Origin of the sequence: Nocardia vaccinii NBRC 15922, assembly GCF_001613305.1 — a bacterium.
GTDB lineage: Bacteria > Actinomycetota > Actinomycetes > Mycobacteriales > Mycobacteriaceae > Nocardia > Nocardia vaccinii.
The window spans coordinates 58667-81440 of sequence record NZ_BDCC01000023.1; the positions used below are offsets into that span (position 1 = coordinate 58667).

Sequence of the window (22774 nt, forward strand, 5' to 3'; positions counted from 1 at the left end):
GGTGGAATTGGAATCAGGAGATGTCGTTGTACCGGCGGCTGGCGGCATGCCAGGCGCGATTACCGCCCATCCACGCCCACAGGCCGCCCAGGAACCGGCGCAGAGCCGGCGAGCCCTCGGCCGCGAGGATCGCGGCCTCGCATTCGAAACGACGCATCAGCTCGTCGTGCACCTCGGCGGTCTGCAGGATCGCATCGCGGCGGCTGCAGCGCTGTTCGGCGGCCAGCACGGTCGGCAGGTTGAACTCCCGGCCGTTGGACAGATCCTCGCGGGCCATCGAATACAGATCGTTGACCATTTGAGCGGTCAGCGCGGCGGTGGTCACCACCCGCCGCACGCGGGGATCGGTGTATTCGGCGGCGCCGAGTTCGTAGCCGCCGACCGCGTCGATGGGCGCCATACACGGCAGAAAACTGTGCGGCTGCCGGTTGGCGAGGTACTCCCACACCGGTGGCATCCGGTGCGCGGCCCGCCATCCGGCCTCGGCGGTGAGTGCGATGAACCACCCGGCGATCTCGGTGCGCAACCGCGCCACCTGAGCCGGGGTGGCGAATTGCGCGAGATGGTCGAACGAGGTGCGGAAGGCTCGCAGGATCGGATCGGATCCCAGCGCCCGCTCGAGCCGCACCTGATATTTCGCCGGTAGGTGGACCGGATCCATCACGGCGGCAGCCATTTCCAGTCTCGGGCCCAGTTCGGCCTCCGCGTTCGACGGGGTGCCGTCGGGTGCGTGGTCGTCCGCGTTCTCCTCGCAGTAGTAGTCGTCGACCGACCACTCCGATACCGCGCATTTCGCCGCCGCCAGCAGGCGATCCGGATCGTCGCAATCCGGATGCGCCAACATGATGAGCCGTCCGAAATCGGCGTTGCGGAGGTCGTCCAGGCGTCCCTCGTAGAGCCCGATCGATCGGGCCCACAGCAAGATTCCCTCGTTGACGGCCTCGGCGAGGGCGGGATCGTCCCGAATCGGGGGCGGACAGTACAGCGCCGGGATGGGCGACCTCGAGCTCGTATCGGATTCGCCGGATTCCGCATCGTCGCGACCCGGTGAAGCGGTGGCCGGTCCCGCCCGCGAGATCCGGGACAAGACCGAATCGAGTGTGCTGCCCAGCGATCCGGACAGCGGATCGTCGCGTATCGGCGGGACCGGCGATCCCGGCGGGGCGGCGAGTGTGGTGCCGCGGCGGGGCTGGACACGGATCGATGACGTCCCGATCCCGGTCGGCCCCAACGGGATTCGCGGGTTCCTGTTACCCGATTCGTCCGGCGCATCGGACTCCGGCGCGGCTCGCCCATCGGAATGGGTCGTGAATCCATCTGCGGTAGTAGGGGGTTCGTTACCGATGCCGGAGTACGACGTATCCAGGGCCGATATGTCCGTGGGTGCAGGAGTGAGCAGCAGTCCCGCCGCGCCGAGGCCGGCCGGGCCGAGCAGGCGCGAGGGGATGGTCCCCGCGGTCATCGCGGTCAGCTGATCCGAATGTTCCTGGGGGACCGCGGTTTCAGGTCTGCCCGACCACGCCGGGGTGGCCGGGGGAGCGTTGTCCGGATCACCGAGCAGAGCCGCGATCACCGTGGCCGCCTCGGAGGCGGCGGGGGGCGCCGCGGCGCGTGAGAGCAGCGACATGGCAAGGCCTTTCGTCAGTCGCTCTGCCTGGCGACCAGGACGTTGTCCAAAATGCCCAGCGCGTCCGGTACGAGGACCGCCGTGGAGTAGTAACAGCTGATCAGGTAGGAGATGATCGATTGGTCGTCGATGCCCTTGAAGCGGACGTTCAGGCTCGGCTCGTACTCGTCGGGTATTCCGGTCTGGTGCAGGCCGACGACGCCCTGTTCCTGCTCCCCGGTGCGCATCGCCAGGATCGATGTGGTCTGGTTCTCGCTCACCGGAATCTTGCCGCACGGATAGATCGGCACGCCGCGCCAGGACGGAACACGGTGGCCGTTGATCTCCACCGGATCCGGGTACAGCCCGCGCTTGTTGCATTCGCGGCCGAACGCGGCGATCGCCTTCGGATGTGCCAGAAAGAGTTTCGTGCTGCGACGCATGCTCAGCAGCTCGTCCATGTCGTCCGGGGTGGGCGCGCCGTGCTCGGTGTAGATGCGCTGTTTGAGGTCGCAGTTGTTGAGCAGACCGAAATCCGGGTTGTTGACCAGATCGTTCTCGCGCCGTTCGTACAGGGCCTCGATGGTCAACCGCAGTTGCTGCTCGATCTGGTTGTGCGGCTCGTTGAACAGATCCGCGACCCGGCTGTGTACGCGCAGAACGCTTTGCGCCAAACTCAATTCGTATTCCCGCGGCGAAGCGTCGAAGTCCACGAACGTACCCTGCAGCAGCGGCTCGCCCGCGTGTCCCGAGGAGATCTCGATCTCGGCCTCGCCGTACTTGTTCTGGGCTTTGGCCGGTGTCGCGGCGATCCGGTCGAACTGTTCACGCAGCGCCGGGATCTCCTCGGTGATCCGGTCCAACGCGTTGCGCGGCAGGGACAGCAGAGTGGTATGCGTCGCGGTCCGGACGGTCACCGGCCAGATCGCATTGGGATCGACGAGCATGGCGTCACCGATGTAGTCGCCGTCGGCGAGCATGCCGAGCTTGGTCGTCTCGCCGAAATCGCCGCTGCCGATCTTGTTGAGTTTGCCGTGCACGATCAGCAGCAGCTGATCCATCGGATTGCCGAATTCGGCCAGGACAGTGCCGGGTTCGAGATCCCGCTGCTCGAAGCGCTCCGCGAGCGCGCGCAGGGTCTCCTCATCCTCGAAGTCCCGCAGCGGCGGCAGTTCCTGAAGTTCCAGTGGGATGACGCGCGCTCGGCCGCCGTCGATGGCGAACTCCACCTCGCCGTTGCCGAGAGTGTGGGTCAGACGCCGGTTGACGCGGTAGATGCCGCCGTGGACCTGCACCCACGGCAGGGCGCGGGTCAGCCACCGGGAGCTGATGCCCTGCATCTGCGGTTCGGATTTGGTGGTATGCGCGAGTTGGTGAGCGGCGGTGGTGGACAGGGTCTTACGGACGTGGTTGTCGGTGTTCACCGGAAGTTCGATGGTCATGCTGCGGTCCTCACCTCGAGATTGCCACACGACATCGGCGGCAATTTGCGTACAGGGAGATGCGGCAGGCGACAGATGCCTGCGGAAACCGAAATCTCAAGCGAATCGGGTAGCGCGACAGTGCGATCCAGCACTCCGATGATAGGCACGGGATGAGCGGGAGTGTGGCGGAATCGGAGAAGACGACGCGGTAGCAAACAGCTCGTAACAATGTGGCATCGGTGCGCCGGGCGGGCCAATCCGTACCGCCTGCCAGCCGACACGCGGGGTTCGGGTCGCCACTTCGCCACGCGGATCACGACGTTCACGCCATTTTCTTTTCCGCCCGTAAACACCGTGCACACCTTGGGAATTCATTCCCATCCCACCTCGACGAGTCCGTTCGGACTCCGATCCGGTTGTGCCACACCAGTGTCCGGTCGATCTCGCGAACGATCCGATCGCCGCCGCGTTCTCGGGTCTGCGTCGGTGCCAGGCGCCGCCGGGGGGACTGTGATCGTCGTCCGGGTGCAGCGGGTCTGCGGGCTTCCAGCCGCCAGTCCCGCGCATACGAGGCCGTGCCCAGGCGCGATCGAGCTACCCCGTGGACGGGCGTCGATCGGCGAGCCTTCGATCCGGCTCCGGGAAACACCACGGCTGCCGGCCGGACAACGCCGACGGCTCCGGTTCGCGGCCCGTCTCCCCGTCGGGACGCGTCGCAGGTGCGGGAACGACTGCCCGGCGGCAAGGCTTCCGGGGCCGTGAACCCGCTGCGTGAACCGGAGCCCGGAAAAAGCCGCACCCGCCGAAACGGAGCGGAGCTCGAAGACAGAGCTAAGCTCGACTCGTCAGACAAGGAGCCCGTGGCGGGGCGCCACGCACGAGGTGAGGGCTGGGAGCTACCGTGAAGTTAACAGGGCGATCGGTCATCGGATCGGTGCGGCGGCTGGTAGCCACCGCACAGAACGGGCTGGAGGTGATCCGGTTCGGCGGGCTGTCCCACGACGTGGAGGCCTCGCCGTACGAGGTCGCCGAGCGCAAGCGGATGTACCGGCTGCGCCATTACTTCCCCGACGACGTCCCCGCCGCCGACGCGGGCCGTCCGGTCGCGCTGCTCGTCCCGCCCCTGATGGTCAGCGCCGACATCTACGACGTGAACGCCGAGGGCGGCGCGGTCGGCATCCTCAATCGCGCCGGAATCGACTGCTGGGTCCTGGATTTCGGGTCTCCGGCCACGGAGGAGGGCGGTTGGCAGCGCGATCTGGCCGACCACGTCGTCGCGTTGAACAGCGCCATCGATACGGTGAACGAACTGACCGGACGCGGTGTCCATCTGATGGGATATTCGCAGGGCGGCATGTTCGCCTACCAGACCGCTGCCTATCGCTACGGCAAGGGTGTGGACAGCATCGTCACCTTCGGCAGCCCGGTGGACATCGTCGCCGGACTGCCGTTCGGCTTGCCGCAGGGGCTGGTGTCCGAGGTCGCGGATTTCGTCGCCGATCACGTGTTGACCAGGCTGCCGATCACCGATTCGATGGTCCGGCTGGGCTTCCAGATGCTCGATCCGGTCAAAACCGCCAAATCCCGCCTGGACTTCCTGCGTCAGCTGCACGACCGGGAGGCGTTGCTGCCCAAGGAACGTCAGCGCCGCTTCCTCGAACACGACGGGTGGGTGGGCTATTCCGGGCCCGCCGCAGCGGACCTGCTCAAGCAGTTCGTCGCACACAACCGGATGATGGTGGGTGGCTTCGTAATTCGTGACCGTCCGGTTTCGCTGGCCGAAATCGAATGCCCGATTCTGGCCTTCGTCGGCGAGGTGGACGATATCGGCCAGCCGGCGGCCGTGCGCGGGATCGTGCGCGCCGCGCCGAACGCCGAGGTCTACGAGGCATCGGTGGTGGCGGGACATTTCGGTCTGGTCGCCGGGAGTACGGCCACCACCCGGACCTGGCCGCTGGTGCGGGACTGGGTGCGCTGGCTCGGCGGGGAGGGCGACCGGCCCGAGGCGATCGTCCCGATGGCCGCACACGTCGAGGTGAATCCGCAGCGTTCGGCGGCGACCCGGGTGGTGCACGCCGCGGGCACGCTGGCCGAGGCGGGCGCCGGGCTGGGCAGTGCGCTGGGTTCGATCGCGAACAACACGTTGCGCGGCTCGGTGGAGTTGACCGGCGAGGCCGCCCGCGCGCTGCCGCGCTTGACACGGCTGGGCATGATCCAGCCGCACACCCGGATCTCCTTGGGACGCTTGCTGACCGAGCAGGCGCGTCGCGCGCCGCTGCGGGATCTGTTCCTGTTCGACGATCGCGTGCACACCAACGAGGCGGTGGGTGCCCGGATCGACAACGTGGTGCGCGGGCTGATCTCGGCGGGTGTGCGCCCGGCGAGCCGGGTCGGGGTGCTGATGGAAACCAGGCCCAGCGCGTTGGCGGCGGTGGCCGCGCTCTCGCGGCTGGGCGCGGTGGCGGTGCTGCTCGCGCCCGGCAGTGAGATCGCGCGTGCGGTGGAGTTGACCGGCGCTGGCGTGATCATCGCCGATCCGGAGAACTTGTGCGATGCGGCCGCGGCGGCCGGGCGCGTTCTGGTGCTCGGCGGCGGTGATGCCCGCGAACTGTCGATCCCGCCGGACGCGGATGTGATCGACCTCGAGCAGATCGATCCGGCCGGGGTGAGTCTGCCCGGCTGGTACCGCCCGGACCCCGGACTGGCGCGCGAACTGGCCTTCGTCCTGGTCACCGGCACCGGTGCGAAACTGGATCTGAAGTACATCACCAATCATCGCTGGGCGCTGTCCGCGTTCGGCACCGCCACGGCGGCGGATTTGGATCGCCGTGACACCGTGTACTGCCTTGCGCCGCTACATCATTCGTCCGGCCTCCTGGTCAGCCTGGGCGGTGCGGTGGCGGGCGGCAGCCGGATCGCGCTGGCTCGTTCGCTGGACCCGGCCCGATTCGTCGAGGAGGTGCACCGCTACGGAGTCACCGTCGTCACCTACACCTGGACGATGTTGCGCGACATCCTCGACGCGGACACCTTCCCCAACGGCCATCCGCATCCGATCCGGCTGTTCATCGGCTCGGGCATGCCCGCGGGCCTGTGGCGGCGGACGGTCGAAAGGTTCGCTCCCGCAAGGGTTCTGGAGTTCTATGCCTCGATCGAGGGCGATGTGGTGCTGGCCAACGTGGCCGGGACCAAACTCGGCTGCAAGGGCCGCCCGGTGCCGGGTACCGCGCGGGTCGAGCTGATCTCCTACGATTCCACGACGGGCCGGATCCACACCGACGCACAGGGTTTCGCGCGCCGTACCGCGGACAACGAGGTGGGTCTGCTGATCGGGAAGGCGTCCGAGGCCGTGGACATCTCCCAGGGTGGCCTGCGCGGGGTGTTCGCGCCGGGCGATGCGTGGATGCCGACGGAGAACCTGTTCCGCCGCGACAGTGACGGTGACTACTGGCTGATGGATCGCCGCGACACCGTCATCCATACCGCACGCGGCCCGGTCTACGCCCAGCCGATCGTGGACGCGCTCAACGACATCAGCGCCGTGGATATGGAGGTCGCGTTCGGGTACACCGCCGCCCCCGGGCGCACGCTGGCCGTGGCCGGGGTGAGCGTGCGCGAGGGCTACCGCCTCGACCCCAAGGACGTCACCGAGGCGCTTCGCTCGCTGGATCCGGCCCGTCGCCCCGATCTGGTCTATCTGGTCGATGAGATTCCCCGTAGCTCGACCTACCGCCCGTCGACCCGCGCCGTCGAGGCGGCATTCGAACTGCGGTCCGGCCCCACCGTCTGGTACCGGGCGCCGGCCGCCGAAAGCTACGAGCCGCTCAGCGACGCCGTCCTGGCCACGCTCACCGACTGACCGGCGAGCCGCCGGGCGCGGTCCCGCGACGCCGGAGAAATGCCTGGACAGGTGCCAGGTCTTCGACAGTCGGTGGCACCACCGGCCGGTGCGGCCGTGTCCTGCGGCGCCCGGCTGTCGATGCCGTCACCGCGGCCCGCGGGTTGCCCGGTAGGTTGTCGGTCATGCCGGAGGAAACCTTGGACCCCACTCTGCTGAGCCTGCTGGCCTGCCCGCAGGACAAGGGCCCGCTGTCGCTGGTCCGCACCGAGGACGGTGCGAGTGTGCTCTACAACCCGCGACTGCGCCGCGCCTACCCGATCGATGACGGAATTCCGGTGTTGCTTGTGGACGAGGCCCGTGACGTGGGCGACGCCGAGCACGAGGCGTTCACCGCCCAGGGCTGAGGCGAAGGCCGAGCCGTCAGGCGTCGGCGGGCGGCAGGTCCAGGTCGCCGGTGAGATAGCGCTGCAGTGACGGCCCGACGAGCCGCGCGACTTCGGCGGCGCTCATCGAGACGATCGGCTCGATGCCCACGATCTTGCGGGCCAGGAGCACCCCGCCCATCTGTGCCACCGCCAGTGCCACCCGGGTATAGCCGGAGCCGGGTGGTGAATCCACCCGGTCGCGAACGTCTCGCAGAATGACCTCGAGCACGAAGCTGCGGACCAGCGCGGCGTCACCGCCACCGAGTATGGCGCGGAACGCGGCGATCGCGGAGGCGCCGACGGGGGAGTCCCACACCCCGATCACCGTGCGCACGATCGTCTCACCGAGCGCGTCGACCGGCGCGGCCGCGATGTGCGCCCGGATGACGTCGGTATCGACCGGCACATTCACCACGGCGGTGAGCAACTCCTGCTTGGTGCCGAAATAGTGATGTACCAGAGCGGGATCCACACCCGCGGCGCTCGCGATGGAACGGACCGAAGCCTTGTCGAATCCGACCTCGGCGAACCGCTTGCGGGCGGCGTCGAGGATCGCCTCGCGAGTTCCGGACTGTCCGGGACGTCGCCCGCTGCGGCCGGAGGCGGTGGTCGCGGCCGGTTCGCTCACGCCGTGCGCCTGCGTAGCGTCGCAGCGCCCAAAGCCAGTGAGACAACGGCGAACACGGCCACGATGCCCACGTCATGCCACATCTGCCCGGTCGCCCCGGTATACCGCGACACCTGTTGCAGCGCGTCGACCGCATAACTCAGCGGCAGCACATTGCTGATCACCTCGAGCCAGCGTGGCAGCTGACCGCGCGGCACCAGCAATCCGCACAGGAAGAACTGCGGTCCGACGATGAGCGGCATGAACTGCACGGCCTGAAACTCGGTGCGCGCGAACGCACTTGCCAGCAGACCCAGTGCCACGCCCAGTACGGCATCGAGGACCGCGATCAGCAGTACCAGCCAGACGCTGCCCGCCGAATGCATTCCCAGCAGCCAGAACGCCACCAGACAGGCGAGCGCCGCCTGCGCCGTGGCCGCCAGGGAGAAGGCCGAGCCGTATCCGGCCAGCAGATCCAGCTTCGACAGCGGAGTGGTCATCAGGCGTTCCAGTGTGCCGGAGGTTCTTTCGCGCTGCATGGCGATCGCGGTGATCAGGAACATCACGATGAACGGCAGGATGCCGAGCATGCTGATGCCGACCCGGTCGAACACGGTCGGCACGCCCGGCCTCGAGGGCAGGTCCTGGTAGACGAAATACAGCAGCACCATCAGCAGCGTCGGCACCAGGGCCAGCATGGCCACCGTGCGCCGATCCGCGCGCAACTGCCGCAGAATTCGGCCGGTCGTGGCGGAGTAACAGCTCAAAGTCGTTGTCATGAAGGCTCTCCCATTCTGATCAGAGCGAGAAATGCGCTCTCCAAGCTGGTTTCGCCGGTTTCGGCGCGCAGTTCGTCGGGGCTGAGCTGGGCCAGCAGGTGTCCGTCTCGCATCAGCAGCAGCCGATCGCAGTGTTCGGCCTCGTCCATCACATGACTGGACACCACCAGCGTGCGGCCCTGTTCGGCGAGGATGCGGAATTGCCGCCACAGATCCACGCGCAGCACCGGGTCCAGGCCGACGGTCGGCTCGTCCAGCACCAGCAGTTCCGGATCGGCGACCAGCGCGCAGGCCAGTGAGGCCCGGGTGCGCTGGCCGCCCGAGAGCTGACTGCCGCGGTGCCGGGTGTGTTCGGCGAGCCCGACCGCGGTGATGGCCTCGGTGACGTCGTTGCGGGAACGTCCGTACAGCGCGGCGAAGTATCCGACGTTGTCCAGAACGGTGAGATCGTCGTAGATGCTGGGGGCCTGCGTCACGTATCCCACGCGCGCTCGCAGTCCGGGCGTCCCGGCCGCCGCGCCGAGGACGCGCACGCTACCCGCCGCGACCAGCTGGGTGCCGACGACGCTGCGCATGAGCGTGGTCTTCCCGCAGCCGGACGGACCGAGCAGGCCGGTGATACATCCGCGCGCCACGGTCAACGAAATATCGTGCAGCACTTCTTGTTCGCCCCGATGCACCCGCAGGTGCTCCACCTCGATCGCGGGGGACGGATCGGATGCCGTCATGGTCGACCTCTTATTTCACCGAGTGTTGAATTCACTGTGTGTTGAATTCTGCGCTCCTCCCGCCTGTGACGCAACCCCCGTGCCGCCGCAATCCGGCGCGCCGCCACTTACCCTCTGGACGTGACCAGCGATACCCCCGATACGACGGCCGAGGACGAGATGCAGGGCGGTCAGGTGCGCGCCTCGACCCTGGAGTTGTTCTTCGATCTCGTCTTCGTCTTCACGATCACCCAGCTGACCCACGCGTTCGGCGAGCACCCGGGCTGGCCGGCGCTGGGCCGGGTCGCGCTGATGTTCGGCGTGATCTGGTGGATGTACAGCGGATACGTCTTCCTGACCAACGAGGTCGCGCCGACCAGCACCGCGCGACGCACCTGGCTGCTGGTCGGAATGTTCGGCTTCTTCGTTGTGGCGCTTGCGATCCCGTCCGCCTTCGGCGGTTCCGGCGTGCCCTTCGGGGCTGCGTACTTCCTGGTCAACTCGGTGCACACCGCGCTGTTCTACACAAACGGAGGCAGTAGCGTGACGCGCGCGGTCATCCATCTGGCCCCGCTGAATCTCATCTCGGCCGGGCTGGTCCTGGCAGGTGGTTTCGTGCACGGCTGGCCGCGATATCTGCTGTGGTGCGCCGCGCTGGCCGTGCAGATCGTGACCCCGTATCTGACCGACACCGGCGGATTCGTGGTGCGTTCGGCGCATTTCGCCGAACGGCACGGACTGGTGGTCATCATCGCGATCGGTGAATCGGTCGTCGCGATCGGCGCGGCGCTGGCCGGTGCGGACATCACAGCCGGCCTGATCCTCACCGTCGCACTCGGCCTGGCCCTGGCCTATGTGCTGTGGTGGGCGTACTTCGGCCTGGACGACGAGCGGGGCGAGGCGGCGTTGGGTGCGGTACCGGGGCCGCGGCGGGCCCGGTACGCGCTGCTGGCCTACGGCTATTCGCTGTTCCCGCTGCTGATCGGCATCATCGTGGCCGCGGCGGGCATCCGGCTGTGCATCGTGCACGGTGACCGGGCGGTGCCCTGGTCTGCGGCGGTGGCGCTGTCCGGCGGCGTGGCACTGTATTTCTTCGGCCAGTTCTGTTTCCGCCGGGTGCTCGGCCTGCCGTGGCCGTGGAGCCGGTTGATCGCCGCGCCCGTGGCGCTCGCGACCGCGCCGCTGGGGGTCGTCTGGGTGGCGTGGGGGCAGCTGGCGGTGCTGCTGGTGGTCGCATTCGGATTCGTCATCGCCGACGACTACCTCAGCCTGCGCAGCGGCGCGACCAGTGCGTACCTCACCCCGGCCGGTGCGGTGCTGCATGTGATGCGCCGGCGGGCGTGACTCGAGGGCTTCCCCGGATGGCGACGGTTGGTTACGCTCGCACCCGAGGGATGCTCCTGCCTGATGGGCGGTTCGGTTACCCGAGCGGTGATCTGTTCGGTCGAAACCTTCTGCGGCAGAAAGGTAGTCCCATCATGACCCAGGTGGACCCCGCGCTCGCTGTCAAACAAGCCACCGACGCGACCCGCGCCGCCCAGCTCGATTTCATCGCCGGCCTGCCGTTCGACGACCTGCGCGATCTCGACGACTCGTCGCGCGGATTCGTCGGCACACTCGACCCGCCGAGGATCGAACGCCGCGACGGCGGCACGCTGGTCGATCTGGACGGCTACGGATTCGTCACCGACGCCGCCGCGCCGTCGACCGTGAACCCGAGTCTGTGGCGACATGCCCTGGTCAACAAGCCGCACGGCCTGTTCCAGGTCATGGACGGGGTATATCAGCTGCGCGGCTTGGACGTGTCCAACATGACGATCATCGAAGGCGACACCGGCATCATCGTGATCGATCCGCTGACGTACATGGAGACCGCGAAGGCCGGACTGGACCTGTACTTCCGGCATCGCCCGGCGAGACCGGTCCGGGCCGTGATCTATACGCACAGCCATGCCGACCACTACGGCGGCGTCCGGGCAGTCATCGACGAGGCCGATGTGCGGGCCGGGTTGACGCGGGTGATCGCGCCGGCCGGTTTTCTGAGGGAGGCGGTCGCCGAGAACGTCTACGCCGGTAACGCGATGACCCGCCGCGCCATCTACATGTACGGCGGGCTTCTGGACCGCGGCCCGCGGGGCCAGCTCAACGTCGGACTCGCCAATGGGCTCCCGTACGGTGGCACCTCCTCGCTGATCGCCCCGACCGACACCGTTTCCACCACCGGCGAAAGTCGCACGGTCGACGGCGTCGAGATGGTGTTCCAGATGGCTCCCGGCACCGAGGCGCCCGCGGAATTCCTCATCCACTTCCCCGCGAAACGGTTGATGTGCGCGGCCGAGGACGCCACTCACACGATGCACAATCTCTACACCCTGCGCGGGGCACAGGTTCGCGATGCGGCGACCTGGTGGAAGGTGCTCGACGAGACGATCGAGATGTTCGGCGCGGAGACCGATGTGGTGATCGCCCAGCACCAGTGGCCGCGCTGGGGTAGCGCCGATGTCGTCCGATTCCTCGAACAGCAGCGCGACCTGTACAAATATCTGCACGATCAGTCGCTGCGACTGGCCAACCAGGGCTACACCATGTCCGAGATCGCCGAGCGCATCGAACTGCCGCCGGGGCTGGCCGGGCAGTGGCACTGCCGCGGGTACTACGGTTCGGCCAAGCACAACGCCAAGGCGGTCTACCAGCGGTATCTGGGTTGGTACGACAGTCACCCGGCGCATCTGGACCCGTTGCCGCCCGAGGCGTCGGCGCCGAAGTACGTCGAGTACATGGGTGGCGCGCAGGCGATCGTGGACCGTGCGCGCACCGCCTACGTGGAGGGTGAATACCGTTGGGTGGCAGAGGTTCTCACCCATGTGGTGTTCGCCGATCCGCGCAACGCCGGCGCCCGCGATCTGCAGGCCGACGCGCTCGAACAGCTCGGCTACCAGGCCGAGAACGGCACCTGGCGAAACGAATACCTCATGGGCGCAAAGGAATTGCGCGAAGGCGTGCACGATCTGGGCTCAATCCAACTGGCCGGGCCCGATGTGCTCGCGGCGATGACCCTGGACATGCTGTTGGACTATCTGGGCATCCGCCTCGACGGCCCCGCCGCCTGGCTGCGCACCGGCGTGTTCAACTGGACGTTCGCCGATTTCGACGGTGTCGAGAAACAGTTCGCGGTCCGGCTGAGCAACGGCACCCTGATCTACACCGCCGATAAGACGCTGCCCGATCCGGACGCCGGCGTGCACTGGGACCGCGAGGCGTTCCAGAACATCATCCTCGGCACGACGACGCTGGATCGGGAGATCGCCTCGGGTGCGGTGCGGGTCGACGGCGATGCCGCCGCACTGTCCGACCTGTTCGAACTGTTCGACACCTTCCCGTTCTGGTTCCCCATCGTCACGCCGTGAACGCGGCCCCGCGCGGCATTCCCGCCCGGTGCCGCGCAGGGCGTCCGGCCGGTTCGGATAACTGTGACGGGCGTCACCATCGGTGGTGTCACGGGTCGGTCCGCTGATCTGTCCCATGGACGACAGCGAATCGCGACCCATCGGAGGGCATCATGAACACCACTGCGAATCACGAGATCGTCGTGCTGGGCGGCGGCTACACCGGGCTGCTCGCCACCGTCCGGCTCGCCCACCGGACCCGCCGCGCGCACGTGCGGATCACGCTGGTCAACCCGTCGGACCGCTTCGTCGAACGGCTCCGCATGCATCAGGTCGCCGCCGGTCAGCAGCTGGCCGATCGGCGCATCACCGAACTGCTCGACGGGACCGGGGCGCATTTCCACCGTGCGACCGCCACCGGTATCGATCCCGCCGCCCGGCAGGTCACGTTGTCCGACGGGGCGAGGCTGCGGTACGACACCCTGGTCTACGCACTCGGCAGCGCCACCGACACCGCCCGGGTGCCGGGCGTCGCGGATTATGCCTGGACGTTGAACGATCCCGTTCGGGCACACCATTTCTCGGCACGTCTCACCGAATTGGCCCGGGCCTGCGGCTCGGTCACGGTGGTCGGCGGCGGGCTCACCGGAGTCGAAGCCGCGACCGAGATCGCCGAGAGCCATCCGGAGCTGACGGTCACGCTGCTCGCCGCCGCCGAACCCGGTTCGATGATGGGCCCGGGAGCTCGCGCCCATCTCGACCGTGCCTTCGACCGTCTCGGCATCGTCCGCCGGACCGGCGTGCAGGTGGACAAGGTGCTGCCCGACGCGATCCGGTTGAGCACCGGGGAGCTGATCGGCTCCGACCTGACCCTGTGGACCGCGGGCGTACGGGTGCCGCCGCTCGCGGCAGACGCCGGAATAGACACGGACGCAACGGGTTCGGTGACCACCGATGCGACGCTGCGCTCGGTGTCGCATCCGGAGATCTATGCGATCGGCGATGCCGCGAGCGTACGGCAGCCGTTCGGTCGGCTGCACGGTACCTGCCAGAGTGGGATGCCGACCGCCGCGTACGTCGCCGATGCCATCGCGCGCAGGCTGCGCGGCCGCGAGGTCCGGCCGTTCCGGTTCGGGTACGTGCATCAGCCGGTGAGCCTGGGGCGGCGCGATGCGGTCATCCAGTTCACCAACGCGGACGACACGCCCAAGCGCTGGTATCTGACCGGCCGGGCCGCGGTTCGCTACAAGGAATCGGTGAGCAGCAGCCCGTGGCCGGTGTTCGGCATCAGTCGGCGGATGACCGTCCCCGTGCAGTTCTCCCGCGGTGGCCGCCGCACCCGGGAACGGGCATGACCGAGCGGCCGGAAGGTGCGGCGCCCGCCGCACGCGATCCGGTAGGCATGATGCCCATGCGGGACCACACACCTGCGGAATCCGAATCCGCCGATCCGTTCGCCGAGCATCGGCGGCTGCTGTTCGCCACCGCCTACCGGATGCTCGGCACCGTCACCGACACCGAGGACGTCCTGCAGGATGCCTGGATCAGTTGGCACGGCGCGGACCGGTCGTCGGTCCGCAACCCCAGGGCATATCTCGTGCGAACGGTGGTCAACCTGGCGCTCAATCGCCTCACCTCCGCCCGTGCGACCCGTGAAACCTACGTGGGCCCTTGGCTTCCCGAGCCACTGCTCACCGAGCCGAGTGCCGCCGAGGAGACCGAGATGGCCGATGAGGTCTCGACCGCGATGCTGGTCGTGCTGGAGACGCTGAGTCCGGTCGAACGCGTGGTCTTCGTCCTGCGCGAGGTGTTCGGCTTCTCCCACGCCGAGATCGCCGGATTCATCGAACGACCCGAGGCGACCGTCCGGCAGATCGCGCATCGAGCCCGCGCGCACGTGCAGGCACGGCGGCCGCGCTGTGACAATGACGCCGCCGACCGGCGAGAGATCACCGAGAAGTTCCTGGCCGCGTCCCACGGTGGCGATGTCAACGCGCTGATGGAACTGCTCGCCCCGGAGGTCACACTCTGGAACGACGGTGGCGGCAAGATCACCGCCGCGCGTCGCCCGCTGTACGGGCCGGACCACGTCGCGCGCTGGCTGCTCGGCGTGATGGCCAAACCGGTGTCCGCGGGTATGCACATGACGCCGGCGGTGATCAACGGCGAGCTCGGACTGTTGGTCCTGCTCGGCGAGGTTCCGGTGGGCGCGCTCACCTATGACCTTCTCGGCGGCCGCATCCTGAACATGCGTTTCCAGGTCAACCCGGACAAGCTCCGCGGCCTGCACTTGCGAGCGGAGTCCTAGCGGCCCAACGGTTTCCGCGGCTTGTTACCACGGTCACCGATCGAGGGACCAAAGTCCTCGATCGGTGCGGGAGAACGACATTCGAGGTGCGTGCGGAGTTAATTTCGATTTCCTCCATCCGGAGGAGGGTCGGGAATCGCACTGTCACAGGGAGCACACGAATGAACGCCGAATCGAGCCGCGGGACGCGTCGTACCGGAGCCCGCCGATCGCTCGCGCGCCGAATCGCCTTGATGCCCTGGGCATTCGCCGTCGCCATCGGCGGCGGCTCGCTGGTGGGTCTGCCTGTCGCCACGGCCGCGCCCGCCTTCGTCTCCTGCCCGGCCCAGGACTACCAGAACTCCAGCGGCAACTGCGTCCCCCGTCCTGAAGCCGACTCCAGCGGCGCACCCACCGGCGCGACCGCGCAGTGCCGCGACGGTGAGTACAGCTTCAGCCGGCATCGCAGCGGCACCTGCTCAGGACACGGCGGGGTGGCGCGCTGGCTGTGACGCGAACGCCCTGATCCGGCCGCCGGCTGAGCACCGTCGGCGTGCCGACCACTGAGCACTGTCGGCGTGCCGACCGCGGCCGAATCCAGGGCGGATCGCAGACGAGTTCTACCCGCGGATTCGCTCCGGGCCGCGAGGCGCCGCCCACGCGTGGCGGCAGGATCACGCCGCCCGATTTCTCGAGGCCGGTCCGGGGGCGCGTCCCCGCCGATGGCGGTGATCTGGACAATCGGGTGTTGTGTGTGCGAAGGAACTTGCTGTCCATCCGGTGTCGGCCGCGCGGAGGCTGCTGGGTTCGACGTTGTGGTCGGGCCAGGTCGGGGTGCAGATCGTGGAGGTGGAAGCGTACGGCGGTGACCCGGCGGGGCCGTGGCCGGATCCGGCGGCGCATTCCGGGCGTGGGCGCACCCCGCGCAGCTCGGTCATGTTCGGTCCGCCCGGGGTGCTGTACGTCTACTTCAGTTACGGCATGCACACCTGCGTGAATGTGACCTGCGGGCCCGACGGTGCGGCCAGCGGGGTGCTGCTGCGAGCGGGCGAGGTGGTCGCCGGGCACGAGATCGTGCGTGCCCGGCGACCCGCCGCCCGCATCGACGCCGACCTGGCCAGGGGACCGGGCAATTTCGGCAGTGCCCTCGGGATCACCTTGGACGACTATGGCACCGCACTCTTCGATCCGGACTCGCCCATCCGGCTGGAGCTGATCGCCCGGCCGGTGGAACCGAAGCGGGTCAGCGTCGGCCCCCGCGTCGGTGTTCGCCTCGAGGCCGACCGGCCGTGGCGGTTCTGGCTGACCGACTCACCCGCCGTATCCACCTACCGCCGCAGCCCCCGCGCACCCCAGGAAGAGACCTCCGCCTGAGTCCGTGGTCGAATCCGGCTGGTGCCTATGCGGTCGGTACTCGGTCGGCCGACTGGGCTTCGCTCGCAGAGATGCGCTCGGCTGCCGCGAGTACCGCGCGACAGGCAGCGTCGGTGGGGGATTCGCCGATTCCGATGGCCCACTGGGCGTTTGCCTCGGACCGGTATTCGAGATAGGCGATGTGCGCATACTGTCCGACCCGGTCGACGGTCTGCCGAGTCAGGGCAAGCACCTCGATCGGCAGGCCCGCCTCGGTGACCATCGCCGCCAACAGCTCGGCCGGGTTCTCCGTCTCGGCCGCGCGCGCGACGGTCCGGCCGTTCACCGCGAGTGCCAGGCGTACGGCGTCGTCCGCGACAACGCACTCCGACAAGCGAATTCGCTCCGATCGGGGCGAGTACACCGCGGTCAGCAACTCGTGCAGCATCGCCGCGGTCACCTCGCCCCCGGTCTCGTCGGTGAGCCGCTGGACGTGCCCGGCGAAGTCGATCTGCAGCCGGCGAGGCAGCGCGATGCCGTATTCGGTGTCCAGCAGATAGGCGATACCACCCTTGCCGGATTGCGAGTTCACCCGGATCACCGCATCGTAGGAGCGGCCGACATCGGCCGGGTCGATCGGCAGATACGGTACCTCCCAACGCATCTCGCGTTCGGATCGGCCGGCCCGCGCGGCTCGCTCGCGATGGGCGGCGAAACCCTTCTTGATAGCGTCCTGATGGGTTCCCGAGAACGCGGTGTACACCAGATCGCCGACGTAAGGGTGTCGTTCGGGCACCGGCATCCGGGTGCAGTACTCCACCGTGCGCCGGACCCGGTCGATATCGGAGAAGTCGATCATCGGATCGACGCCCTGGGCATGCAGATTCAGTGCGAGCGTGGCGATATCGACATTACCGGTGCGCTCGCCGTTGCCGAAGATGCAGCCCTCCACCCGCTGCGCACCCGCCAGCACGGCCAATTCCGCGCATGCGACGCCGGTGCCGCGATCGTTGTGCGGATGCACCGACAGGATCACGCCGTCGCGCCGGGCCAGATTGCGGTGCATGTACTCGATCTGATCGGCATACACGTTCGGCGTGGCGACCTCCACGGTCGCGGGCAGATTCAGGATCACCGGACGTCGCGGCGTGGCATCCCACAGTGTCGTCATCGAATCACAGACCTCCAGAACGAAATCCGGCTCGGTGAGGATGAAAACCTCGGGAGAGAACTCGAATCGGATGTTCGCCCGATCCCCGGCCAGCTCCAGAATGTCTCGTCCGCCCGCGATGATCAGTTCTGCCACCTCGGCGCGGCTGCGGCCGAGCACCTGTTCCCGCCAGATCGGCGCCGTGGCGGTGTACATGTGGATCACCACATCGTTGGTGATGCCCTCGACCGACTCGACGGTTCGTTCGATGAGATCGCGCCGGGCCGGGGTGAATACGACAACGGTGACGTCCTCGGGTGCGAGCGCAGGGTCGTCACGGATCAGGCGCACGAAATCGAAGTCGCTCTGCGAGGCGCTCGGATAGCCGACCTCGATCTCCTTGTAGCCCATCGCGACCATGAGTTCGAAGAGTGTGCGTTTGCGTTCGGGATCCATCGGCTCGGCGAGGGACTGATTGCCGTCGCGCAGGTCGACCGGCACCCACAGCGGGGCCTCGGTGATCCGCGCGGACGGCCAGTGACGGTCTGTGAGCGGCACCGAAACCCGTTCGTACACATCACGATAGCGGTGCGAGGGCATGACGGAGGCGCACTGGCGATTCCAGTGGGATGACATGAGTTCGGAAGCTTTCGCGTCGGAGGGGTGACCGGCGCAGCCCTGCGACCCGCGGGCAGGGTGCCGGTCGATCAGACCCCGCCGCGGCGAAGGAGGAGAAGCATGCTCCGATATCCCATGTGGCATACACTAGACAGAAATAACTCCTCAGACAAGTAGAGAGGTAGACGGATCTTGGTGCACGTGCAGCGGCATCCGCTGGCCGCGCAGGCAGCGGAATTACTTCTGGACCGGATCCGTGCCGGTGAGTGGCTGCTCGGCCACAAACTTCCGGGGGAGACGACGCTTGCCGCCCAGCTGGGCGTCGGACGTTCGACCCTGCGCGAGGCGGTCCGGGAGCTGGCGGGCAAGGGGGTGCTCGAAAGCCGCCAAGGCGCAGGGGTTTTCGTCACAGCGCTGGATGTCACCGAGGATTGGGACGCGGTCCTGCGCCGGACCGGCATCGTGACCGTCATCGAGGCGCGCATCGCCATCGAGGCCGAGGGAGCCGCCCTGGCCGCACAGCGCCGCACCCCTGCGGACCTGCGCGCCATGTGGCGGGCACTGGCCGCCCGAGCCGAGCAGCACGATTCGGTGCCGGATCTGGTCGATGCCGATACTGCCTTCCATCGCACCGTCGTGCTGTCCGCGCACAACGACGTGCTCACCGGAATGTTCGACGCGTTCGTTCCGCGCCTGCGGCACGCCATGATCGATATGCTGCGCATCCGCCCGTTGAAGGACGAGCGGGCCGACCATCAGGCGCACGAGCTCCTGCTCGATGCCATCCGCTCGCGGGACACCGCCGCCGCCGCCACCGCGAGCCGGGTCCACCTCACCTCCCTCAAAGATGCCTTCGCATAAAGCATCCGGTCGCCGATGAATTTTCCGGGACCGCCTCGTCCTATCGAGTAAGCGCGCTCGACAGCACACCCGGCAACCCGAAGGACATCACATGACCGCCACCGCCCACCCCGCACCGACCGCCACCGCCCCCGGCAAGGTTCGCAACCGCATCCTGTGGACCCTGCGGATCCTGCTCGGACTCTTCTTCATCGTCGCCTCCGGCCTGCCCAAACTGCTGGGCGAGGCCACCGCCGTGCACGTCTTCCAGCAGATCGGCTGGGGCGAATGGTTCCGCTACCTCACCGGCGCCGTCGAGGTCTCCGGCGGCATCGGCCTGATGATCCCGCGTCTGACCCGGGCCGCGGCGGCAGGCCTGAGCATCACCATGATCTGCGCCGCGGCTACCCAGATCTTCCTCATGCACGCTCCCGCCACCGCGATCTTCCCCTTGGTCCTGGCCGTGCTCTTCGGCTGGATCGTCACCCAGCGCCGCTGATCCCCCATCGCCGAACCCGCCGCCGGCCACCGAGTCGACGGCGGGTTCGGCGTGTGCCCGGCGAGGTCGGCTGTCGGCACCGAACACGCGTCCGCCACCGGAGAATCCGAGGGGGTGACGGTGAATCCACGGCCACCCGGGTGATCGGCCTCAGGCACTGGCCGATGCCGGAGTCACCGCGCAGGAAACCGATCGGGTTCGGCGTTTCCGGTGCCTGCCCGGTGGTCTGTCATTCATCGGGCGCTGATTTCTGCGGGATCATGGCATCGGCACACGCTCGAAACGTTGGTGGCCGGTGTGCCGCGGCGGTATATCGGAGCGCCGGTCGAGGGCTTGCGCCGATTCCGTAGCGCGCGGCCGCGGCGGTCCTTCGCGCGCTTCCGTGGGCCCTTTGCGACGGTCACAGCAACTCGGCTCAGCGGGGACAGGCGGCCGATACGACGGCGCGAAAACGCTTCACCCGGCGGTATCGGCATCGCGGGTGTCCCGTGTCGGCTGGTCGTTGTCCCGAATCGGAGACGCACCACGTCTGTGCGCGCCCGGACTGATCCCGTAGCGGCGTTTGAAGGCCGCGCCGAGACTGAACGCGGTGCCGTAACCGACCTGGCGGGCAATGGATTCCACGGTGGCGTCGGTGCCGCGCAACAGGTCGGCGGCGCGGGCCAGCCGCCATTCGGTGAGGTAGGCGATGGGCGGTTCACCGACCAGGTCGGTGAACCGGCGCGCGAGCGCGGCACGTGAGACGCCCACGGCGGCGGCCAGATCGGCGACGGTCCAATCGGTCGCGGGATTGTGTTCGAGCAGTCGCAGCGCCTGCCCCACCACGGGATCGGCATAGGCGTGGTACCAGCGCGGCGCCCGCTCCCGGGCGAACCAGGCGCGCAGTGCGGCGATCGTGAGCAGGTCCAGCAGCCGGTCGAGCAGCGCCGCCTGTCCGGGTGCGTCGCGGCCGGACTCGTCCACGAGCAGACCGAGCAGACGCGCGTCGATTTCGTCGCCGTCGAGCACGGCCAGCGGTGGCAGGGTACGCAGCAGCCGCTCACTGACGGTCCCCGCGATCTCATATGTTCCGGTCAGCAGCGCGGTCTCGCCGCCGGCATTCGTCCCCCAACTCCGGATACCCAGATCCCATGTCTCGCAGAGCAATTCACCGTCGGGTGTGGTCGTCGTCCGCCCGGGGTGCACGATCGCCAGGGGTGGCGTTCTCGGATCGTCGGCGACGGTGTACGCATCGGGTCCGCGCAGAATCGCCACCGCCCCGGCGTCGAGCCGGGTGGGTTCGGTGTCGTCCGGAACGATCCATGCCGAACCCCGCGTCACCACGACCACCGTGAGCGGCGCGTGATCGGCGATCCGCAGCGACCACGGCGGGTCCAGTAGCGAACGCATGACGAAGGCGCCGCGTGCGCGCGGACCGTCGAGCAGATCGGCAAGTGCGTCCATCCTCCGACAATCGTCGACCGGGCGGTGACGATCAACCGTCGTCCGCTGATTTTCGTTCGACCGCGGCCGGGGCCCCGGCGCACACTCGGTGGCGACCTGTCTGCGGGCGAGCCGTGGACGTGCGGAAAGATGGGATGACGTGAGCGAGCTTGCGAGTGAACCATTGATACGGCGCGCGACGCGCACCGCGGAACCGAGCGCCGGCGAGGTGGAGGCGTGAGCGTCGACATCATCGATGAACTGACCTGGCGTGGACTGATCGCACAGTCCACCGATCTGGATGCCCTTCGGGCCGAGATCGCGAAGGGGCCCATCACCCTCTATGCGGGCTTCGACCCGACCGCGGCCAGTCTGCACGCGGGCCATCTGGTTCCCCTGCTGACGCTCGCCCGTTTCCAGCGGGCCGGGAATCGGCCGGTCGTTCTGGCCGGCGGCGCGACCGGTCTGATCGGCGATCCGCGCGATGTCGGTGAGCGGGTGATGAACTCGACCGACACCGTCGCCGAATGGGCCGATCGGATTCGCGGTCAGCTCGAGCGGTTCGTCGACCTGGACGACTCGCCGACGGCCGCGGTCGTCGTGAACAACATGGAGTGGACCGGGCCGCTGTCGGCCGTGAACTTCCTGCGCGATGTCGGCAAGCACTTCTCGGTGAACGTCATGCTCGCCCGCGATACGGTCAAACGCCGCCTCGACGGCGACGGCATCTCCTACACCGAATTCAGCTACATGCTGTTGCAGGCCAACGACTTTCTGCAGTTGCGCCGCAAGTACGGGTGCACGCTACAGGTCGGCGGGTCCGATCAGTGGGGCAACATCATCGCCGGTGTCGAGCTGAATCGGCGCGTCGACGGGGCCCACGTGCACGCGATGACCACGCCGCTGGTCACCTCCGCGGACGGCAAGAAGTTCGGCAAATCCACCGGCGGCGGCAGCCTGTGGCTCGATCCCGAGATGACCAGCCCGTACGCCTGGTACCAGTATTTCGTGAACACCGGCGATGCCGACGTCATCCGGTACCTGCGCTGGTTCACCTTCCTCGATCGCGAGGAACTGGCCGAACTCGAACTCGCCACGCAGGAGCGCCCGCACGCCCGCGAGGCGCAGCGACGCTTGGCTGCGGAGATGACCACCCTGGTGCACGGTGCGGCGCATACCGCCGCGGTCCAGCTCGCCAGCCAAGCCCTGTTCGGCCGCGGTGAGCTGGGTGAATTGGATTCCTCGACGTTGTCGGCGGCCCTGACCGAGGCGGCGGGGGAGAATCCCGTCGCCGATGCCACGGACGGGGCCACGATCGTGGATCTGCTCGTGGACTCGGGTCTGTCCGAGAGTCGTGGGGCCGCACGGCGCGCGGTCAACGACAACGGCGTCTCGGTGAACAACACCCGCATCAGCGACCCGGAGTGGACCCCCGCCGAGTCGGACTACCTGCACGGACAGTGGTTGGTGCTGCGTCGCGGCAAGAAGAATTTCGCCGGAGTTCGCCGGGCGGCCCGTTGACCGTCGGCATGACCTGAGTCACACTCGTGTGACTCAGGTCGGCTCGGGCCGTGTTCGCGGTGTTCTGACCTGCGTAAACGGTTGCTGTCTTGGGGATTTGACGTTCCGTTACCCGCCACGTAACTTATTGCGAGTCAGAGCGACACGGACTCCGACCCGGGCCCCCAGGGCCAGGGAAACGAGGTAGGACGAGGAGCGCCTGATGCCATGCGCAACCGATCTCGAGCCCGAGCTTGACTCCGAGGTATCGAGTGGTTAGGCTGGAAAACCTGCCTCCAGAGATGGTCGAGTAAATCGGCCGGATCTGCA

At 67.9% G+C, this 22774-nt stretch carries 18 protein-coding genes; 11 read left to right on the forward strand and 7 right to left on the reverse strand.

Annotated features, from left to right (window positions below; translation table 11 throughout):
- Positions 1 to 13: 13 nt before the first annotated feature.
- Positions 14 to 1627 carry a family 2 encapsulin nanocompartment cargo protein terpene cyclase gene (locus NV1_RS45725; protein WP_245713779.1) on the reverse strand — a complete coding sequence of 538 codons (1614 nt, stop codon included), beginning with the start codon at positions 1625 to 1627 and terminating at the stop codon, positions 14 to 16.
- Positions 1628 to 1641: 14 nt separating this feature from the next.
- Entirely contained in the window at positions 1642 to 3048 is a 1407-nt protein-coding gene (locus NV1_RS17710; protein ID WP_067892593.1) for a family 2B encapsulin nanocompartment shell protein, read from the reverse strand.
- Between the two features lie 883 nt (positions 3049 to 3931).
- On the opposite strand from NV1_RS17710, the gene NV1_RS17715 reads away from it, so the two are divergent.
- Both NV1_RS17715 and NV1_RS17720 read left to right on the forward strand, forming a co-directional pair.
- Positions 3932 to 6889, forward strand: coding sequence for an AMP-binding protein (locus tag NV1_RS17715; RefSeq protein ID WP_067892595.1), 2958 nt, complete (start codon positions 3932 to 3934; stop codon positions 6887 to 6889).
- A 164-nt stretch (positions 6890 to 7053) separates the two neighbouring features.
- Entirely contained in the window at positions 7054 to 7275 is a 222-nt protein-coding gene (locus tag NV1_RS17720) for a Trm112 family protein (RefSeq protein WP_067892598.1), read from the forward strand.
- A 16-nt stretch (positions 7276 to 7291) separates the two neighbouring features.
- On the opposite strand, the gene NV1_RS17725 is transcribed toward NV1_RS17720, so the two are convergent.
- Genes NV1_RS17725 through NV1_RS17735 form a run of 3 tightly spaced genes read right to left on the reverse strand, consistent with a single transcriptional unit; the run spans position 7292 to position 9410 of the window.
- On the reverse strand, positions 7292 to 7924 hold the full coding sequence (locus NV1_RS17725) for a TetR/AcrR family transcriptional regulator (RefSeq protein ID WP_067892600.1): 633 nt from the start codon (positions 7922 to 7924) through the stop codon (positions 7292 to 7294).
- The gene (locus NV1_RS17730; protein ID WP_067892602.1) at positions 7921 to 8682 is read right to left on the reverse strand and encodes an ABC transporter permease; all 762 of its coding nucleotides are present in this window, start codon (positions 8680 to 8682) and stop codon (positions 7921 to 7923) included. Before NV1_RS17730 ends, NV1_RS17725 begins: the two co-directional genes overlap by 4 nt.
- Complete coding sequence (locus tag NV1_RS17735) at positions 8679 to 9410, reverse strand: ABC transporter ATP-binding protein (protein WP_067892604.1); 732 nt, start codon at positions 9408 to 9410, stop codon at positions 8679 to 8681. Before NV1_RS17735 ends, NV1_RS17730 begins: the two co-directional genes overlap by 4 nt.
- Positions 9411 to 9530: 120 nt before the next feature.
- On the opposite strand from NV1_RS17735, the gene NV1_RS17740 reads away from it, so the two are divergent.
- The 6 genes from NV1_RS17740 to NV1_RS17765 all read left to right on the forward strand — a co-directional run bounded on the left by NV1_RS17740 (position 9531) and on the right by NV1_RS17765 (position 16436).
- Complete coding sequence (locus tag NV1_RS17740) at positions 9531 to 10733, forward strand: low temperature requirement protein A (protein WP_245713780.1); 1203 nt, start codon at positions 9531 to 9533, stop codon at positions 10731 to 10733.
- 134 nt (positions 10734 to 10867) lie between these two features.
- On the forward strand, positions 10868 to 12796 hold the full coding sequence (locus tag NV1_RS17745; protein ID WP_067892605.1) for an alkyl/aryl-sulfatase: 1929 nt from the start codon (positions 10868 to 10870) through the stop codon (positions 12794 to 12796).
- Between the two features lie 152 nt (positions 12797 to 12948).
- On the forward strand, positions 12949 to 14130 hold the full coding sequence (locus tag NV1_RS17750; protein WP_067892607.1) for an NAD(P)/FAD-dependent oxidoreductase: 1182 nt from the start codon (positions 12949 to 12951) through the stop codon (positions 14128 to 14130).
- A complete protein-coding gene (locus NV1_RS17755) occupies positions 14127 to 15083 on the forward strand; it encodes an RNA polymerase sigma-70 factor (protein ID WP_157117078.1) in 957 nt (318 codons plus the stop codon). Before NV1_RS17750 ends, NV1_RS17755 begins: the two co-directional genes overlap by 4 nt.
- A gap of 161 nt (positions 15084 to 15244) precedes the next feature.
- A complete protein-coding gene (locus NV1_RS17760; RefSeq protein ID WP_157117080.1) occupies positions 15245 to 15574 on the forward strand; it encodes a DUF3761 domain-containing protein in 330 nt (109 codons plus the stop codon).
- Positions 15575 to 15812: 238 nt separating this feature from the next.
- Complete coding sequence (locus NV1_RS17765) at positions 15813 to 16436, forward strand: DNA-3-methyladenine glycosylase (protein WP_067892609.1); 624 nt, start codon at positions 15813 to 15815, stop codon at positions 16434 to 16436.
- Between the two features lie 25 nt (positions 16437 to 16461).
- Here the strand turns inward: NV1_RS17765 and NV1_RS17770 are convergent, their stop codons facing one another.
- Positions 16462 to 18165, reverse strand: a complete 1704-nt coding sequence (locus tag NV1_RS17770) for a 2-isopropylmalate synthase (protein WP_067892611.1) — start codon at positions 18163 to 18165, stop codon at positions 16462 to 16464.
- Between the two features lie 207 nt (positions 18166 to 18372).
- Between NV1_RS17770 and NV1_RS17775 the strand changes: the two genes are divergently transcribed.
- A complete protein-coding gene (locus NV1_RS17775; RefSeq protein WP_067892613.1) occupies positions 18373 to 19044 on the forward strand; it encodes a FadR/GntR family transcriptional regulator in 672 nt (223 codons plus the stop codon).
- 91 nt (positions 19045 to 19135) lie between these two features.
- On the forward strand, positions 19136 to 19522 hold the full coding sequence (locus tag NV1_RS17780) for a DoxX family protein (RefSeq protein WP_067892615.1): 387 nt from the start codon (positions 19136 to 19138) through the stop codon (positions 19520 to 19522).
- Positions 19523 to 19978: 456 nt separating this feature from the next.
- On the opposite strand, the gene NV1_RS17785 is transcribed toward NV1_RS17780, so the two are convergent.
- The gene (locus NV1_RS17785) at positions 19979 to 20965 is read right to left on the reverse strand and encodes an AraC family transcriptional regulator (protein WP_067892617.1); all 987 of its coding nucleotides are present in this window, start codon (positions 20963 to 20965) and stop codon (positions 19979 to 19981) included.
- Between the two features lie 216 nt (positions 20966 to 21181).
- Here NV1_RS17785 and tyrS point away from each other — a divergent pair, with 216 nt between their 5' ends.
- The gene (gene tyrS, locus NV1_RS17790; protein ID WP_067892618.1) at positions 21182 to 22465 is read left to right on the forward strand and encodes a tyrosine--tRNA ligase; all 1284 of its coding nucleotides are present in this window, start codon (positions 21182 to 21184) and stop codon (positions 22463 to 22465) included.
- Positions 22466 to 22774 lie beyond the last annotated feature (309 nt).